The organism is Microvirgula sp. AG722 (genome assembly GCF_003269145.1).
GTDB lineage: Bacteria > Pseudomonadota > Gammaproteobacteria > Burkholderiales > Aquaspirillaceae > Microvirgula > Microvirgula aerodenitrificans.
On record NZ_QLTJ01000025.1, the window covers coordinates 15,469 to 32,355 of the forward strand.

Annotated in this window: 13 protein-coding genes; 9 read left to right on the forward strand and 4 right to left on the reverse strand. The window is 65.6% G+C overall.

Annotation, left to right across the window (positions count from 1 at the left end; all coding sequences use genetic code 11):
- Positions 1-23: 23 nt before the first annotated feature.
- The 3 genes from DFO50_RS17970 to DFO50_RS17980 form a co-directional block, all read right to left on the reverse strand.
- On the reverse strand, positions 24-1,847 hold the full coding sequence (locus tag DFO50_RS17970; RefSeq protein WP_107889682.1) for a hybrid sensor histidine kinase/response regulator: 1,824 nt from the start codon (positions 1,845-1,847) through the stop codon (positions 24-26).
- Complete coding sequence (locus tag DFO50_RS17975) at positions 1,844-2,464, reverse strand: response regulator transcription factor (protein ID WP_028498900.1); 621 nt, start codon at positions 2,462-2,464, stop codon at positions 1,844-1,846. Before DFO50_RS17975 ends, DFO50_RS17970 begins: the two co-directional genes overlap by 4 nt.
- A gap of 551 nt (positions 2,465-3,015) precedes the next feature.
- Entirely contained in the window at positions 3,016-3,234 is a 219-nt protein-coding gene (locus tag DFO50_RS17980) for a DUF6434 domain-containing protein (RefSeq protein ID WP_107889683.1), read from the reverse strand.
- Between the two features lie 265 nt (positions 3,235-3,499).
- On the opposite strand from DFO50_RS17980, the gene DFO50_RS17985 reads away from it, so the two are divergent.
- The 4 genes from DFO50_RS17985 to DFO50_RS18000 all read left to right on the forward strand — a co-directional run bounded on the left by DFO50_RS17985 (position 3,500) and on the right by DFO50_RS18000 (position 6,704).
- On the forward strand, positions 3,500-4,270 hold the full coding sequence (locus DFO50_RS17985; protein WP_036385633.1) for an endonuclease/exonuclease/phosphatase family protein: 771 nt from the start codon (positions 3,500-3,502) through the stop codon (positions 4,268-4,270).
- A complete protein-coding gene (gene clsB, locus DFO50_RS17990; RefSeq protein WP_107889684.1) occupies positions 4,267-5,433 on the forward strand; it encodes a cardiolipin synthase ClsB in 1,167 nt (388 codons plus the stop codon). Before DFO50_RS17985 ends, clsB begins: the two co-directional genes overlap by 4 nt.
- Positions 5,434-5,440: 7 nt before the next feature.
- Entirely contained in the window at positions 5,441-6,043 is a 603-nt protein-coding gene (locus DFO50_RS17995; protein WP_112692960.1) for a YigZ family protein, read from the forward strand.
- A gap of 106 nt (positions 6,044-6,149) precedes the next feature.
- Positions 6,150-6,704, forward strand: a complete 555-nt coding sequence (locus DFO50_RS18000) for a DUF2628 domain-containing protein (protein WP_028498895.1) — start codon at positions 6,150-6,152, stop codon at positions 6,702-6,704.
- Positions 6,705-6,750: 46 nt separating this feature from the next.
- Here DFO50_RS18000 and DFO50_RS18005 read toward each other — a convergent pair whose 3' ends face one another.
- A complete protein-coding gene (locus DFO50_RS18005; protein WP_028498894.1) occupies positions 6,751-8,160 on the reverse strand; it encodes a PhoH family protein in 1,410 nt (469 codons plus the stop codon).
- Between the two features lie 269 nt (positions 8,161-8,429).
- Between DFO50_RS18005 and leuB the strand changes: the two genes are divergently transcribed.
- The 5 genes from leuB to DFO50_RS18030 all read left to right on the forward strand — a co-directional run.
- Positions 8,430-9,491: a 3-isopropylmalate dehydrogenase gene (leuB, locus tag DFO50_RS18010; protein ID WP_028498893.1), complete on the forward strand. Its 1,062-nt coding sequence runs from the start codon at positions 8,430-8,432 to the stop codon at positions 9,489-9,491.
- Positions 9,492-9,579: 88 nt separating this feature from the next.
- A complete protein-coding gene (gene asd / locus DFO50_RS18015) occupies positions 9,580-10,692 on the forward strand; it encodes an aspartate-semialdehyde dehydrogenase (protein WP_107890350.1) in 1,113 nt (370 codons plus the stop codon).
- Between the two features lie 213 nt (positions 10,693-10,905).
- Positions 10,906-11,814 carry an Asd/ArgC dimerization domain-containing protein gene (locus DFO50_RS18020; RefSeq protein ID WP_028498891.1) on the forward strand — a complete coding sequence of 303 codons (909 nt, stop codon included), beginning with the start codon at positions 10,906-10,908 and terminating at the stop codon, positions 11,812-11,814.
- A 93-nt stretch (positions 11,815-11,907) separates the two neighbouring features.
- Positions 11,908-13,617: a FimV/HubP family polar landmark protein gene (locus DFO50_RS19935; RefSeq protein WP_146745142.1), complete on the forward strand. Its 1,710-nt coding sequence runs from the start codon at positions 11,908-11,910 to the stop codon at positions 13,615-13,617.
- A 225-nt stretch (positions 13,618-13,842) separates the two neighbouring features.
- On the forward strand, positions 13,843-16,887 hold a 3,045-nt coding region (locus DFO50_RS18030), incomplete at its 3' end, for a hypothetical protein (protein WP_146745143.1).

The window sequence follows — 16,887 nt, forward strand, 5'->3', positions numbered from 1 at the left end:
CCGCCCGTCATCAGCCACCCGGTTCAGGCCGGGTTTTCGTCCTTTGCTGCCGGCAGATACCAGAAATGGGCGGATGAACCCTCCAGCATGCCCGGGCGCAGGCCCTGCCGGCGTTCGAGCAGTCGTGCCAGGGTCAGGAGCAGTACATCGGTATCGACCGGCTTGTGCAGCAGGAACGCGCCGCTGGCACGGGCATCGCGCAGCCGGTCCGGTGCGGTGTCGCCTGTCAGGATCACGGCCGGCAGCGACTGGCCGAGGCGGGCGAAAATCGCTTCCAGCGCCTGCTGGCCGGTCTGCTGTCCGCGCAGCCGGTAGTCGGCGATCACCAGCTCCGGCGTGAACCCGTCCAGGCAGTCGACGGCCTCCTGAACCGACTCGACCGCCAGGCACTGACTGCCCCAGCCGGCCAGCAGTCCGGTCATGGCCGTGCGGACGGCAGGATCGTCGTCGACGACCAGAATGCGCCGGCCCTGCAGGGACGGCAGTCCGGACGCGGCCGGCACGGTTTCGGCAACTGCTTGCTCGGTGCCGGCCTGCGGCAGGAACAGACGGAATACCGAACCGCGTGCCGGCACGGAGGCCAGCTCCACCCGCACCCCCATGGTGCGCGTCAGCCCGTCGACGATGGCCAGCCCGAGTCCGAGCCCCTTGCGGCGATCGCGTTCCGGATTGCCGAGCTGGTGGAATTCCCTGAAAATTTCCCGGTGCTGCGAGGCCGGGATGCCGGCGCCGGTATCCCAGACCTCGATCGCCAGTTCGCTGCCGCGCAGGCGGCAGCCGACCAGCAGGCCGCCCTCGCTGGTATAGCGGATGGCATTGGCAATCAGGTTGCGCAGGATCAGCTCGACCAGACCGGGGTCGGCATTGGCCACGCCGGTCGTGTCGCGGGTGCGGTAGATCAGCGCCTTGCCGTCGGCCTGTGGCGCGAACTCGTTCTCCAGCTTGCGCAGCATCGGCTGCAGCCGGAACGGCCGGGGCCTGGCCTCGATAACGCCGGCTTCCAGCTTGGAGAAATCCAGCAGCGTATTCAGCATTTCGCGGGCGGCGGCCGAGGAGGCTTCGATATGGTCCAGCAGCTCGCGCTGTTTTTCGCTCAGTGCCGTGCGGCCCAGCGACACCACGAACAGGCCGAGCGCGTGCAGCGGCTGGCGCAGGTCATGGCTGGCCGAGGCCAGGAAGACCGACTTGGCCCGGTTGGCCTCTTCGGCCAGTTCGGTCTGCCGGTGCAGTTGCGCAACCAGCTCGATATTCTCGAAACGCAGCTGGATCGAGCGCCGCGCACCGCGCCAGTAATTGTATGCGAACACCAGCAACGCCAGCAGGTACAGCGGAACGCCGAGCTGCAGCGGCAGGTAGTGCGGATTGTCCGAAACCAGAAACACGCCCCAGACCGGCAGGATGGCCGGCAGCAGGAAGCCGACGGCCAGCGGCAGGCAGGGCGAGAAAATCGACAGGGCCGCCGAACTCATGCCGGCAATCAGCGACAGCAGGCAGACGGCGCTGGGCGGAAAGCGCAAGTCCAGATACAGCCAGCCCGCAAGCCCCCACAAACCGCCAAGAACGGTCAGCAACAGGGTCAGCGCCGTGGCATAACCGCATGCCTGTTCCTCGCTGGTGCGCGCCGGAAACAGCCGGCGGCCGTAATGGCCGATGCCGCAGGCCACGGCCATGGCCGCCGCCCACCCGCCGACCGCATGGCCACCGCCGGACAGGACGATGCTCATGGCCAGCAACAGCGCGGCCATGCTGCAGCCGAGCATGGCCATGCTGAAACTCTGGTCAATCAGCGCCATTTGCGCGGCCAGCAGGCGCGGTTCGTCGAAGCGGGGCCACGGGCAGCGGATCATGGCTTCTGCACCAGACCACGGTTCATGGCCTCGAGCACCGCCTCGGTCCGGCTGAAGACCCCCAGATGATCGAGAATGGCGGCGACATGGACGCGGATGGTGTTTTCCGACAGCCCCATATGATGAGCGATGACCTTGTTCGAACGGCCGAGGCAGAGCTGACCGAGTACCTCGAGCTGGCGCGGCGTCAGTGCCCCCTGGGGACTGGGGGTGGCCGGGCTGGCGGCATCCTGCGGGAAATGGCGCTCGCCGCGCAGGCAGCAGGCGATCGCTTCCTCGATTTCCCCGGCCGTGGCTGATTTCGACAGAAAGCCGACGACCCCGGGAACCTCTGCGGCCTGGGCCGCAGCATTGTCGGTACTGCCGGACACGACCAGGATGCGCGCCGAGCGGAAGTAGCGCAGCAGGACCCGCACGCCGTCCAGTCCGTTCAGACCCGGCAGCTGGATATCGAGCAGGATGATGTCCACCGGCATCGTGCCATGCGTCTGCACCGCCTCCATGATCGAACCTGCCTCGAAAATTTCCCCCAGCAGCGGGCAGTCCGCCAGCACCAGCCGCAGGCCGGTACGGAACAGGGTGTGGTCGTCGATCAACAGCAGGCGCGCGCGCGGCATGGATACCCAAGCATCATGATGAATGCAGGGAAAATAGTCGCGTCCGCTGACTGCGGCAAGGGGAATTGCCGCCACTAAGCAAAATAGACTAGCCCTAATCGGATTGGATTATTTACCAATGACAAATGCTTGATTGATAATTTTGGTATTGATACGGCATGGCTGATAGGCCGCTGCCATCAGCGATTTTCCATCCAGAGGATTTTCCGATGTCTTTTTTCACCTGGCGGCTGGCGGCATGTTCGCTTGCGAAACCGCATATTGCCGGGAAAGGCAGGCACTGATGCCGGGGCGATACTGGTGGCGCCGTCATGGGTCGCTGCTTGCCGCAGTGATGCTGCTCGGGGTGCTGGTCTGGGTCAATGTGGCCTGGGCAGGGCAGGGGGCACCCCCTGCCCGCGGGCAGGCTGCCGTGGCGGGCGTCGCGACCGCAGGAGACCCGCCTGCCGCCGGCTGCCGGCAGGTGCGGGGTTTTCTCGCTGGCCCGATGGCATTCTGGCGCCGCATCGGGCGCGGGCGACGTGCCTGACGGGCGGAGGTGCTGAACAGGATCACGGGGGCGGGTGCCGTCCCAGCCATTCCTCTGCCACCTCACCCATGGTCTTGCGCTCGCCGTTCCGGATCCAGGCCATGAAGTCACGGTCGAAGCGGAAGCTGGCCCCGCATTGGGCCAGCATGAAGCGGCGCACATTCCGGGTATTGCGGTAAGCCGCGTCGACCAGGGTGTGGCGGGTGATCCGGCCACCATGCCAGTCGAAAGCATCACTCATGCGTTCCTCCCGTGGCGAAAGGCCACCTGATCCATACTGACCGTTTTCGCGGCTGACCAGCAAGTGGCGCTGGCGGACAATTTCCATGCAACGGGGCTTGCGCCGCAGGCGCGGTGCTACCATGTAGACCCTGCCAGGCGCGAATACCGCTGTGTTCGCGCAGGGCGAAAGTTCACCCGGGACTGCGCTGTCCGCCGCCGATGCCATCGGTGCCGGCGTGGTGCCGGCGCGGCATCTCCGCCGCAGGTCACCGGATTAGTGCCTGATGCAAACGGTCAACGCTCTGCGCATCGCTTCGTTCAATATTCACAAGGGCATGAGCCCGCTGAACCGGCATGTCAGTCTGCCCGGGATCGCCCAGCAGCTGGAACTGCTTGGCGCCGACGTGCTGTTCCTGCAGGAAGTGCAGGGACGCAACCTGCTGCGCGCCCAGCGACTGGAAACCTTTCCGTCGATCCCGCAGCACGACTACCTGGCACGCAAGCTGTCGCAGAAGGCGGTATACGGGCTCAATGCCGGCTACGACAACGGCCATCACGGCAATGCCATCCTCAGCCGCTTTCCGATCCGGCAGTGGTGCAACCGCGACATCTCGGTCAACCGGCTGGAAAGCCGGGGCCTGCTGCACTGTGACCTGAGCCTGCCCGGCTGGCCGATCGACGTCACCGCACTGTGCGTACACCTGAACCTGCTGGGCCGCGACCGGCGCAAGCAGATGGCGGCGCTGGCCGAGTACATCGCCCATGCCGTGCCGGCCGGAAACGGGCTGATTCTGGCCGGTGATTTCAATGACTGGCGCGCGCGCGCCAATCGCGAGTTCGCTGATGCGCTCGGTCTGGTCGAGGTCCACCAGGAAATCCATGGCCGCCACGGTCGCAGTTTTCCGGCCCGCCTGCCGCTGCTGCGGCTCGACCGCATCTACGTGCGCGGACTCAGCGTAAGCCGTGCCGAGGTGCTGTCCGGCCCGCCGTGGTCGCGTCTGTCCGATCATCTGCCGCTGTCAGCCGAACTGCTGCCGGCGGAGCGGGTGCAATGAGCCGGTTCCTGCCCGGAAACCGGGTCGACCTGCTGCGCAATGGCGATGAGTTCTTTCCGGCGCTGAAGGCGGCGATAGATGGCGCCCGCCACGATATCCAGCTGGAAACCTATATCTTCCGCATCGACGACACCACGCGGCCGCTGGCCGAAGCGCTGGTTGCGGCGGCGCGGCGCGGGGTCGAAGTGCGCATCCTGGTCGACGGCTTCGGTTCGCGTACCTTTCCCGCCGACTGGGTGGCGCTGCTGACCGAGGCCGGTGCCCATTTTCACTTCTACCGCAAATTCCGCTTTACCTGGCTGCCGCGCCGCAACCGCCTGCGCCGCCTGCACCGCAAGCTGGCGGTAATCGACGGCCGGATCGGCTTTGTCGGCGGTATCAATCTGCACGACGATCGCGACAATGCCGAACCGGGCTATGCCGCCCGCTATGACTATGCAGTGCGGGTCGAGGGACCGGTACTGGCACCGCTGTGCGCGACCACGCGCGGGCTGTGGCGGCACCTGGCGCTGCTGCGCGGCGAGGTGTGGCCGGTGATCGAGCTGAGCCGGCCGGCGACTGCGCGGGTCGGCGTGATGGATGCGCGGCTGGTGATCCGCGACAACGTCAAGCACCGGCTGTCGATCGAGAACGAGTACCTGCGCGAAATCCGCGCCGCGCGTCAGGACATCCTGATCGCCAATGCCTATTTCCTGCCCGGTCTGCGCCTGCGACGCGCCATCCTGGCCGCTGCCCGGCGCGGGGTGCGGGTGGAACTGCTGCTGCAGGGACGGCCCGACCACCCGGTCATGCAGTGGGCGACCCGCCGGCTGTACCAGCAGTTTCTCGATGCCGGGGTGCAGATCCACGAGTACCGCGCCGGCTACATGCATGCCAAGGTCGCGGTGATCGATACGCTGTGGTCGACGGTCGGGTCGAGCAATATCGACCCGTTCAGTCTCGGTCTGGCGCGCGAGGCCAATCTGGTGGTGCGGAACTACGCGTTCGCCCGTGAGCTGCAGGCCAGCATCGTGCGCCGCATCCGCCGCGACAGCCTGCCGATCGGTCACGACATGCTGCGCAAGGCGCGCTGGTGGCATCGCGGCTGGGCCACGCTGTGCTACGGTTTCTCGCGCTTCGCCATCAATATCGCCGGTCTGGGCGAGTACTACGGCAAGGAATGAGCGCCCGATGCTGATGCTGTCCGCTGCGGTCGAGGCCGTGCTCGAGGTCCGGAAATCGCGCTTTCACGCCCGTGTGGCGCCGGTCGCCGACCGGGCGGCAGCCCTGGCCGAGGTGGCGGCGATGCGCGCGCGTTTTCCGGCCGCCAGCCACTGCTGCTGGGCGCTGCTGGCTGGTGGCGAGGCCGGCATGAGCGATGATGGCGAGCCGTCCGGCACCGCCGGCAAGCCGATCCTGAACGTGCTGATGCACAAGGATATCGGCAATGCCGTCGCCATCGTCGCGCGCGACTTCGGCGGCGTGAAGCTCGGTGCCGGCGGGCTGGTGCGCGCCTATGGCAAGGCGGTCAGCGATGCCCTGGCCACAGCCGGACTGGTGGCGCCGGTGGCGATGTCCGCCCTGTGGCTGGAACTGGCGTTTGCGCTGGAATCGCGCGTGCGTCATGTGTGCCGGCAGTACGGCGCAGCCCTGCTGCAGACCGAACCCGGCACGCAGCTGCGGCTGGCGGTCAGCGTGCCGGCGACGGCCGAAGCGGCGTTCTGCCGTGCGCTGACCGATGCGACGCAGGGACGGATCGTCATCCGGCATGAAACCCCTGTTGCCGATCAATGACGTGCGGTTTTCGGTTTGGCTGCAAATATCCTGAATGGTAAGCTGGCCGGTTCTCAATGACTCAGACGGTCGGCTGCCTGGTCACCGTCACGACAGGATCAGTTTGATGGCGTCTTGCTCCCATTGCGGCACGGCAATTGTCGCTGACGCAGCAGAATCCTCTGCCGAGGTACCGGCCGGCCGTGAGGCAGAGCGGTTATTTGTCGATCTGTATTACGATTTCATCCGCCAGTCATGGGATCGGGCTGAACACCGGCCACTGAAACTGGGGTGGAGCTGGCCCGCGTTTCTTTTCAGCTTTCTGTGGCTTGGCTATCGAAAAATGTATCAGCAAGCCTGGTGCGTCATGAGCATCGTGCTCATGCTGGATGCAGGGTTCAGGATCATGCTTGCCGATGACTTCAGAGGGATGGTGCTGGCCCAGAGTGGAGTCCGTCTGTTCTTCGCCATCCTGCTCGGGGCCTTGGGCATGCGCCTCTATCAGTGGCATGTGAAGCGCCGGATCGCAGATATCCAGGCCAGATACGAACCGGAGCAGGCCTGGGCAGAACTGGCACGCCAGGGCAGTACCAATCTCTGGGCGGTTTTCGGCCTGCTGTTTTTCTTTTTTGCGCTTTCCCTGCATGTCATCCCGCTGATGCTTTATCCGCTCTCAGCCTGAGCGAGGCCGGCCGCCGCGCCTTCCCGGACGCGGCGGCCGTCCCGGCTTACAGTACCTCTCCGGCGTGGTCGGCCAGCCGCGAGCGCTCGCCGCGCGCCAGCGTCACGTGGCCGCTGTGCGCCCAGCCCTTGAAGCGGTCGACCACATAGGTCAGGCCGGAACTGCCCTCGGTCAGATACGGCGTGTCGATCTGGCTGATATTGCCCAGACACACCACCTTGGTGCCGGGGCCGGCACGGGTGATCAGTGTCTTCATCTGCTTCGGCGTCAGGTTCTGCGCCTCGTCGATGATCAGCAGCTTGTTCAGGAAGGTGCGTCCGCGCATGAAGTTCAGGCTCTTGACCTTGATGCGGCTGCGGATCAGGTCGCGGGTGGCGGCGCGGCCCCAGTCGCCGCCGTCGTCATCGGACTTGTTCAGCACGTCGAGGTTGTCCTCCAGAGCCCCCATCCACGGCGCCATCTTTTCTTCCTCGGTGCCGGGCAGGAAACCGATGTCCTCGCCGACCGGCACCGTGACCCGGGTCATGATGATCTCCGAGTAGCGCTTCTGTTCCAGCGTCAGTGTCAGCCCGGCCGCCAGCGTCAGCAGCGTCTTGCCGGTGCCGGCCTGGCCGAGCAGGGTGACGAAGTCGATGTCCGGATCCATCAGCAGATTCAGCGCGAAGTTCTGCTCGCGGTTGCGGGCGACAATGCCCCAGACATTGTTCTTCTGGTGGCTGAAGTCGCGCAGCGTGACCAGTTCGGCGGTCTTGCCGGCGATGTCGGTCACCCGGGCGGTGAACGGCTGTTCGCCTTCGTGCCACAGCATCTCGTTCAGGTACAGGTCAGGCACATCCGGCCCGCTGACCCGGTAACGGGTGCGATTGCCGTCCTGCCAGCTTTCCAGCCGGCTGCCGTTGCGGTCCCAGAAGGCGGTGTCGATCTCGCGGGTGCCGGTGTACAGCAGGTCGGTGTCTTCCAGCACCTTGTCGTTGAAGTAGTCCTCGGCCGCCAGACCCAGAGCGCGCGCCTTGATGCGCATATTGATGTCTTTCGACACCAGAACCACTTCGCGACCGGGCTGCGCGGTGTGCAGCGCCATGACAATACTGAGAATCTGGTTGTCGGCCTTGCCGACCGGCAGACTGGCCGGCAGCGCCCCGTCGATGGCCTGGGTCTGCAGCACCAGCTTCCCGGTTGCCGCTCCCTGGCTCTTCTCGCTCAGCGGGATGCCGTCGTCGATATCACCGGTAAAACCGCCGACCAGTTCGTCGAGAAAACGGCTGGCCTGACGGGCGTTGCGGGCCACTTCGCTCATGCCCTTCTTGTGGCCGTCAAGTTCCTCCAGCGTAATGATGGGGATGAACAGGTCATGCTCGTCGAAACGGAACAGCGAGGTCGGGTCGTGCATCAGCACATTGGTGTCGAGAACGAACAGCTTGGCAGCGGAGGATGGGGCGGATTTTTTTCTTGGCATGGCAGCGTCCTCGATGACAGGTGGCAATGGGCACCTTTGGAACCGGCGGTCGCATCCGGCCTGCCGGGGTGGCCGGACGCGACCGGACGAGCAGAACGCAGTGCCGTGACAGGGTCATGACAGCCCGCGTTCCCATTCAGATTACGCCGTGAATTCCGGCGTCGATACCCGGTATAAAAAAATCGTCATCGCGTTGCAACATCGCGACGGTCACGCGGTATTATCTTTCGGATAAATGTGAACTTGCGAAACTCTGTAGAGGTGGAATCTTGAAGATTGCCGTATTGCCGGGCGATGGAATCGGCCCAGAAATCGTTGGCGAAGCCGTTCGTGTACTCGAGGCGCTGAAACGCGACGGCCTGCCCGTCGAAACCGAAACCGCGCTGATCGGCGGCGCGGCCGTCGATGCCTGCGGCGACCCGCTGCCTGACGCCACGCTGGAGATCACCCGGCAGGCCGATGCCGTGCTGCTCGGCGCCGTCGGCGGCCCGAAATACGACGTGCTGCCGCGCGAACAGCGCCCGGAACGCGGGCTGCTGCGGATCCGCAAGGCGCTGAACGTGTTCTCGAACCTGCGCCCGGCCATTCTGTATCCGGAACTGGCCGCTGCCTCGAGCCTGAAGCCGGAAATCGTGTCCGGCCTCGACATCATGATCGTGCGCGAACTGGTCGGCGACATCTACTTCGGCGAGCCGCGCGGCATCGAAGTCCGCAATGGCGAGCGGGTCGGTTTCAACACCATGATCTACAGCGAAAGCGAAATCCGCCGCATCGCCCACTCTGCGTTCCGCATCGCGATGAAGCGTGGCAAGCGCCTGTGCTCGGTCGACAAGATGAACGTGCTCGAAGCGACCCAGCTGTGGCGCGATGTGGTCATTGAAGTGTCTGCCGAATATCCGGAAGTCGAACTCAGCCACATGCTGGTCGACAACGCCGCCATGCAGCTGGTCCGCAACCCGAAGCAGTTCGACGTGATGGTGACCGGCAACATGTTCGGCGACATCCTGTCCGATGCCGCCTCGATGCTGACCGGCTCGATCGGCATGCTGCCGTCCGCCTCGCTGGACGCCAATGGCAAGGGCCTGTTCGAACCGATCCACGGCTCGGCGCCGGACATCGCCGGCAAGGGCGTCGCCAATCCGCTGGCGACCATCCTGTCGGTGGCCATGATGCTGCGCTACTCGTTCGATCGCAGCGCCGAGGCGGACCGGATCGAAAATGCCGTCAAGAAGGTGCTGGCCAGCGGCCTGCGCACCGCCGACATTTACCAGCCGGGGACCGAAAAGGTCGGCACCCGGCAAATGGGCGACGCCGTCATCGCCGCGCTGTGAGATCCGCCGCCGCCTGGCGCGGCGGTGAACGGGCGCCGGAATGCCCGAAGAATCTGCATAACGAAGCAATCGAAGGAATGAGAACATGATGCGAGTAGGTCTGGTTGGCTGGCGGGGCATGGTCGGCTCCGTGCTGATGCAACGGATGGTCGAAGAGGGCGATTTCGCCCATATCGAGCCGTGGTACTTCACCACCTCGAACCCGGGCGGCCAGTCGCCGTCGTTCGGCGGCAAAGCGGCGCCGGCCCTGAAAGACGCCGCCGACATCGACGCGCTGAAGGCGTGCGACACCATCATCACCTGCCAGGGCGGCGACTACACCAGCGCGGTCTACCCGAAGCTGCGCGCAGCCGGCTGGACCGGCTACTGGATCGATGCCGCCAGCACGCTGCGGATGGACGACGAAGCCGTCATCATCCTCGATCCGGTCAACATGAACGTGATCAAGGACGCGCTGGTCAATGGCGGCAAGACCTATGTCGGCGGCAACTGTACCGTCAGCCTGATGCTGATGGCACTGGGCGGCCTGTTCCAGAACGACCTGGTCGAATGGGCCACGTCGATGACCTACCAGGCTGCCTCGGGTGCCGGTGCCAACAACATGCGCGAACTGCTGAAGGGCATGGGCGCGATCCACGCGGCCGTGGCCGACGAACTGGCCACGCCGGCCAGCGCCATTCTCGACATCGACCGCAAGGTCGCCGAGTTCATCCGTTCGGATGCAAACCCGACCGGCTACTTTGGCGTGCCGCTGGCCGGCAGCCTGATCCCGTGGATCGACAAGGACCTCGGTAACGGCCAGTCGAAAGAAGAGTGGAAGGGTGGTGCCGAGACCAACAAGATCCTCGGTCGCAGCAGCAACCCGCTGCCGATCGATGGTCTGTGCGTGCGCATCGGTGCCATGCGCTGCCACAGCCAGGCGCTGACCATCAAACTGAAGAAGGACCTGCCGGTCGACGAGATCGAGGGTCTGCTCGCCAGCGCCAACCCGTGGGCCCGGGTGGTGCCGAACGAACGCGACGCCAGCATGCGCGACCTGACGCCGGCCGCCGCGACCGGCACGCTGTCGGTGCCGGTCGGTCGCATCCGCAAGCTGGCAATGGGCAAGGACTATATCAGCGCCTTCACCTGCGGCGACCAGCTGCTGTGGGGCGCCGCCGAACCGCTGCGCCGCATGCTGCGCATCCTGCTCGAAAAGTAATACGGCAACAGGGCCTGCGCCCTCCGCCCGCGCCACCGCAGAAGCGGGGCGCGGGCGTTCCCGTTTGGCCCGCGCGCTTGACGCCCTGCCGCAAACGGGGGATTCTCGCGCCCTCCGATTTTCGACGCACGGGCGTGCGCGGATGCCGACCGGCCATCCGGCCTGGTCCGTTCCGGCCGCCCTGCGTGCACTTCTTCACGACAGGATGCCTCCATGACTACCGCTGATCCCTGCTTTGCCGTCTCTGGCGCCACTGGCGCGGTTGGCCGCGCCGTACTCGAAGCGCTCGCCGTCGCCCGCCCGGCCAGCAAGCGCGTGCTGGCGCTGGCCAGCGCCGAATCGGTCGACGATACCGTCGGTTTCGGCCGGCATGAGCTGTCGGTGCTCGACACCGCCACGCAGGACCCGGCCGCCATCGATATCCTGTTCCATGCCGGCGCAGCCGGCGCCGATGCACTGGCTCAGGCAGTGGCCGATGCCGGCAAAACGGTCATCGACCTCGGTGGCCGTCTGCACGGCGACACCGTTCGCCATTGCCCGCATCCGCTGGCACTGATGATCGGCCAGTTGCTGGACGCGCTGCCGGCCGGCATCGAACGCCTGACCATGACCGCCATGCTGCCGGTGGTGTCGTACGGCCGTCGCGGCGTCGACGAACTGGCGCAACAGACCACGGCCCTGTTCAACCAGCGCGGTTACGACACCGAAGTCCTGCCGCGCCAGGTCGCGTTCAACCTGCTGGCCCAGGTCGGCGAGTGGGCCGACGATGGCGCCACCGAGCTCGAAGCCCGCGTGCTGCGCGACCTCGATGCGCTGCACCCGGTCGCCGCCGTGTCGCTGACCGCTGCCCTGGTGCCGGTCTTCTTCGGCCATGCCGTCAGCCTGGAAGCGCAGGGCGCGACCGCCTTCGACCGCGGCATGCTGGTCACCGGCCTGAAGGCCGCCGGCATCGACGTGCACGACGACGGCCCGGCCAGCGCGGCCCCGTCGCCAATGGATGTGCTTGGCCAGACCCGCTTGCAGGTCAGCCGGGTGCGGGTGCAGGACAACCGGGTCGCCCTGTGGCTGACCACCGACGGCCTGCGCCTGCTGGCAGCGCATGCAATCGGGCAGGCGCTCTGATGGCGCACTGCAGATTTCCGCGCTGCGGTCGATAAGGAATGACGTGTGGCCGGAAACGGCCACCTGCCATTTTGCCCGAGACGTCTCAACTTCATGGTAGCCATGTCCGCCAACCTTTCTTCCCTGCCTGTGCGGCGTATTTCGCTGCGGCAGTCAACGCTGCTGTTGCTGTGCCTGCTGTCCACGCCGGCCTGGGCCGGCCTCGGCGCCATGCATCTGCAGTCGGCCCAGGGCGCCCCCTTCGTGGCCGAAATCGACGTGACCGACGCCAGGGCCGGCGATGCCGTGCAGGCGAGCATTCCCGGGCCGGGGGTGCAGCGTGAAATGGCGCTCGGCTGGTCGCCGTACTACGACAAACTCAAGGTCGAAGTCAAAACCCGGGACGATGGCACACCCTATATCCGGCTGAGCCATCCGCAGCCGTTCCGCGAACCGTTCCTGGAGCTGGCCGTCGAGCTGGAGCAGAATGGCGGCCGCTCGGTCAAGGCCTTCGCCGCGCCGATGCCGACCTCGGTCGGCAAGGGCGGGGCCACGGTGCGCGGCACCGAGGTCGAACTGGCGCCCGCGGCATCGTCGACACCGATTCCGGCCGTGATTGCCGCCCCGGAAAAGGCCGACGCCCCGGCCGCGCCGCGTGAGGACATGAAGACCTTCCTGTCCCGGCTGAAACAGATAGAAGACGCCGAGTCCGGCATCACCACGCCGGCGAAAAAACCGGCTGCGCCCGTGACCAGGCCCAAAGCCGAAGCAAAGAAAGCGGACAGCGCCGCCGAAGGCAGCGGCTTCCCGTGGGCGCTGGTCGGGGGCGGCCTGGCCGCGCTGCTGGCCCTGGCTGGTGCCGCCGCCGGCGGTTTCTGGTTCTGGCGCCGGCGCAAGGCGGGTCAAGCTGAGACGCCGATGGCAGAACTGGCACCGGTGGCGACCGCTCTGCCTCCGGACGATCTGGATCTGACCGCCGTGCTGGAGCCGATCGCCGAAACCAAGCTGCCTTCGCCGGTCACGGCGACCGATGACGGATCGGAAACCGATGCCGGCCTGTGGGGCGACCCGGCACCTGCCCCGGTCGCCGCGGCCGAGCCGACGCCCGAGCCCGCGCCGGCGCAGGGCGCGATCGACGATTCGGAAATCGATGCGTGGTTCTCCGAAACCACGCCGACCCCGGCTGTCGAGCCGCCGGTGCCGGTGCCGGTGCCGGAACCCGAGCCGGAACCTGAACCTGAACCTGAACCAGCGGCCGAGCCCGTTGCCGAAGCAGCGCCGGTCGCGCCGGCCGTGGTGGAGGCCGAGCCTGTCATCGCGGAGGCCGAACCGGTGGCACCCGTCGAGGCACCGGTTCCTGCACCAGTGCTGGAACCGGATGCGGTCGATGACATGTTCGACCTGCTGTCGATAGAGAAGCCGGTGCCCGCCGCCATGCCGGAGCCGGAACCCGAGCCGCAGCCGGAACCCGAACCTGCCGTGGCGGTGCCCGCCGCCGAGCCGGAACCCGAGCCGGAGCCGGAGCCCGAGGAAGAAAAACTGCTCGAATTCGACTTCCAGCTCGAACACGAACTGCAGGCCAAACCGGCCGTCGAACCGGCCGTGGCCGTGCCAGGCATGGCGCTGGACGACATGGCGCTGGATCTCGACAGCGTCGAACCCGGCAATGACGACCCGGTAACGGCCAAACTCGACCTGGCCCGCGTGTACCTGGACATGGGCGATTATGAAGGCGTGCGCGAAATTCTCGAAGAAGTGCTGAAGGAAGGCTCCGCCACGCAGCAGGAAGAAGCCAGAATGCTCCTGGCCTCCGTGGCAATATAATATCCTGTCCAGTGCTGAAATACCGACGCCGGGTTATCGCCCGGCGTTTTTTCGTCGGCAGCAGTAAAAAACAAGAATGTTTCGGGTGCCGGACTGGTTTATTCCTGATAAAAAATCGGATTGATTAACGCGGAAATTCAGAATTGGCATATTGAAACTGCGCTGGCCGAATGGCGAATATGGAAGCGAGTAATTTATTCGTGATATTTGCATTCGGGATTCAATATGAACCATACACCCGCACGACCCCATCAGGAAAAAAATAATCCGGCCACACCGGGCAGCGAGCGCTGCCCGCAAGAACCGGCGACCAGGCTCCCGGTCCTGCGCCGCCTGCTGGCCACAGCGGCGGTGGCCGGCGGCATCGGTGATGTCGCGCTGGCCGGATCAGGGCCACCGGCAACGGAAGCGGCCCGGGGCGCGCGCCCGGTTGCGGAGATGCCGGACTGCCGCCCGGCAGGGACGGGCGGCTTGCCCGTTTACTGCCTGCCGACCATGGACGACTGGCGGGATGACCGCGTGTTCAGGCCGCTGATGCCGCTGGCCAGCATGGCAGACTCTTCTCCTGCTGCCGGAGGCGGGGGGCTGAATCTGGCCTATCTGGCTGCGGGCGGTGGTGCGCTGGCTCTGCTGGTTGCAACACTTGCCGGTGGAGGCAGCAGTGGAGGTGGAGGTTCGTCATCGGCCGGAACCGGCAATTCGTCTTCGCCCGCCAGCCCGCCGGTGAACCACTCACCGGGGTCAGGCAGTGACGCCTCCCCGCCCGGGAAAAATGCCGTACCACCAGCGGAAGACAGCGTACTGCGCGTGGCCGCCAGACCGCTGCCGGTTCACCTGACCGGTGCGGACTTCATCGCCGTGCAGCCCTCGCTGGCCATCGCCAATGCTGGACAGATTACGGCAGCCGATGCGCATGAGCAGGAGCCGGGCAGTATGCGCAAGCACATGGCCATCCTGGTCGACGGGCTCGGCCACGGCGGGCTCGACTACGCGAACGACGGAACGCTGGAAGCCCGGGGCGGTTACGGCATTCTGATCACCGACCCACGGACGGCCGGGGCGGTGGGCCAGACCGCAGAGCGGCTGGTGGCCAATCGCTTCCGCAACCGCGGACGGATTGACTTTCATGCTGAAAGGGGGACACGGCATGCGCTGCGGCTGCAGCATGATGGCCATGATGCGCTGAACGACAGCGGCAGCACGCTGACCGTACACGGCTATGGCGCGGTGGCCATGTACAGCGACGGCGACGGCAGGCTGGAAAACCTCGGCACCATCAATCTGGGCAGCGTGGGTACGACCGATACCCACATGACCGCGATGAAGCTGGGGCCGAATGCCAGCCATGAGGCCGTCATCACCAACAATGGCGTGATCAACATCCACGCCAACAAGTCGCACGCCTTCGGCATCCTGTCCGGCAACAGCCAGCTGCTCAACATCGGCGAGGTCAACCTGCTGTGCCCGCACGAGGACTGCGGCGTGTTCTCCGACTGGCATACCGAATACCGCAAGAAACAGTCCCAGCCGGGATTGTCGGATACCGGGCCGGTACTGCGCCTCCACCAGAGCCAGGAAGTGAGGCAGCCCTACACCATCCGGGCGGGCGGGCACAGCCACCACATGTCGCTCGCCGGGTCGTTCGTGATCAAGGACGGGGGGCAGTTCGTCAACCACGGTCGTCTCATCGCCGACCACGCCGTGTCACCGGCCGGTGGCTCGGCTTCTCCCTCCAGGGGCGCCATCCTCAGGGAGGATGCAGCACAGGGGGGCGCCGAGCACCGCAATGAAGGCCGGATGAAGGTCGACGGTGGCTATCAGGTTTTCCGCTCCGACAGGGCGAAAACGGTGCGCAGCCGCTTCATCAACCGTGGCGGGATCGAATTCCATGCCGTAAACAGCACCATGACGGCATTGCAGGTGAGTCATGCCGGTCACGACGTGGTGAACGATGCCGGCGGCATCCTCACCCTGACCGGCAACAACGCCGTCGGGCTGTTCAGCGACAGCGACTCACTGCTGGAGAATCGCGGCATTCTCAATCTGGGCACGCCGGGCACGACCGATACCGGCATGGTGGCCATGCATCTGGGACCGAAGTCCACCCATCAGGCCAAGCTGCTCAATACCGGCACGATCAATATCTACGCCGGAAAGTCCCATGCGTTCCATATCGACAATGACAGCAACGGCAGCCTGGTCAACCAGGGAAAAGTGAACTATCTGTGCGGGGACAAAAAGAGTTGCAGTGACCACCGGAGCGAACATACCCGAAAGCGCTCAAGGGTTTCCAGCGATGATGGCAGCTACCGGAACCTGACCGTGCGCGAGTATCAGTTCGGGCCGGTTACCTTGCCGGCCGACGGGCCACTGCTGCGCCTGTCCAGTGATGCGACCTTTTACCTGAAGGATAACGGGGCTTTCACCAACCACGGCAAGATAGTGGCTGCGGAGGCTGCCCGTGGTCCGCTTGATGCGCGCCTGTACGGCTACCGGGCGATCCTCTCCAGTGGCTGGAGCCCGGGAGTCCTGCTGCTCAACACCGGCACGCTGACGGCGAGTGACGGCTATGGCGTGCTGCGGACGGTGGACCCGGTCGAAAACCCGCGGACCCACACCTCGACCGGTCGCAATCGGTTCATCAACCGTGGCGTCATCGACTTTACCGCCACCGAGCGCTCTCCGCATGCACTGTATGCCGCGCACGCCGGCCACGATTTCCTGAACGACAAGGGGGGCGTCATCACCGTGCGCGGAAACGGGGCGGTGGCCATGCGCAGTGATGGCGACGGGAACCTGATCAATCGCGGTGTGATCAACGTGGGCGAAGCAGGCAGCATGGACAGCAACATGATGGGCATGGCCCTCGGCCCGGGGGCGCTGGCGGTGGCTACCCTGATCAATGACAAGGAAGGCGTTATCAATGTTCATGGCAGGGAGTCATTCGCGTTCCATATTGCGGATGGCAATATGGCGATGATCAACCGCGGGAAGGTCAATCTGCTGTGCCCGGCCAAGGACTGCGCTGTGTTCAGCGGAGCACACGAGCAATCCGTCCATGATGTGACCAATGTCGATCTGGGGAGCAGCTACGAGTACGCTTTCCATTTCCCGGATCAGATCGACCCGCAGGAACCTGCGTCGTCCCGCGCCACCCGGCTGGCCGGTTACGTGGTCGGCACCCGGCCGGACGGCCAGGCCGGCACGCTGAGCGGCGGGCATCTGGACGCCAGCGGCGTGACCGTCGATACCGGCTTCGTGGCCGGGACC

Bases quoted from the DNA above. Each gene is read 5' to 3' on its own strand.
- DFO50_RS17980 (WP_107889683.1), bottom strand. From the start codon at position 3,234: ATGAGTGATGCTTTCGACTGGCATGGTGGCCGGATCACCCGCCACACC.
- DFO50_RS19935 (WP_146745142.1), top strand. From the start codon at position 11,908: ATGGTAGCCATGTCCGCCAACCTTTCTTCCCTGCCTGTGCGGCGTATT.
- DFO50_RS18000 (WP_028498895.1), top strand. From the start codon at position 6,150: ATGGCGTCTTGCTCCCATTGCGGCACGGCAATTGTCGCTGACGCAGCA.
- DFO50_RS17985 (WP_036385633.1), top strand. From the start codon at position 3,500: ATGCAAACGGTCAACGCTCTGCGCATCGCTTCGTTCAATATTCACAAG.
- DFO50_RS17975 (WP_028498900.1), bottom strand. From the start codon at position 2,464: ATGCCGCGCGCGCGCCTGCTGTTGATCGACGACCACACCCTGTTCCGT.
- asd (WP_107890350.1), top strand. From the start codon at position 9,580: ATGCGAGTAGGTCTGGTTGGCTGGCGGGGCATGGTCGGCTCCGTGCTG.
- clsB (WP_107889684.1), top strand. From the start codon at position 4,267: ATGAGCCGGTTCCTGCCCGGAAACCGGGTCGACCTGCTGCGCAATGGC.
- DFO50_RS17970 (WP_107889682.1), bottom strand. From the start codon at position 1,847: ATGATCCGCTGCCCGTGGCCCCGCTTCGACGAACCGCGCCTGCTGGCC.
- DFO50_RS18020 (WP_028498891.1), top strand. From the start codon at position 10,906: ATGACTACCGCTGATCCCTGCTTTGCCGTCTCTGGCGCCACTGGCGCG.
- DFO50_RS17995 (WP_112692960.1), top strand. From the start codon at position 5,441: ATGCTGATGCTGTCCGCTGCGGTCGAGGCCGTGCTCGAGGTCCGGAAA.
- DFO50_RS18005 (WP_028498894.1), bottom strand. From the start codon at position 8,160: ATGCCAAGAAAAAAATCCGCCCCATCCTCCGCTGCCAAGCTGTTCGTT.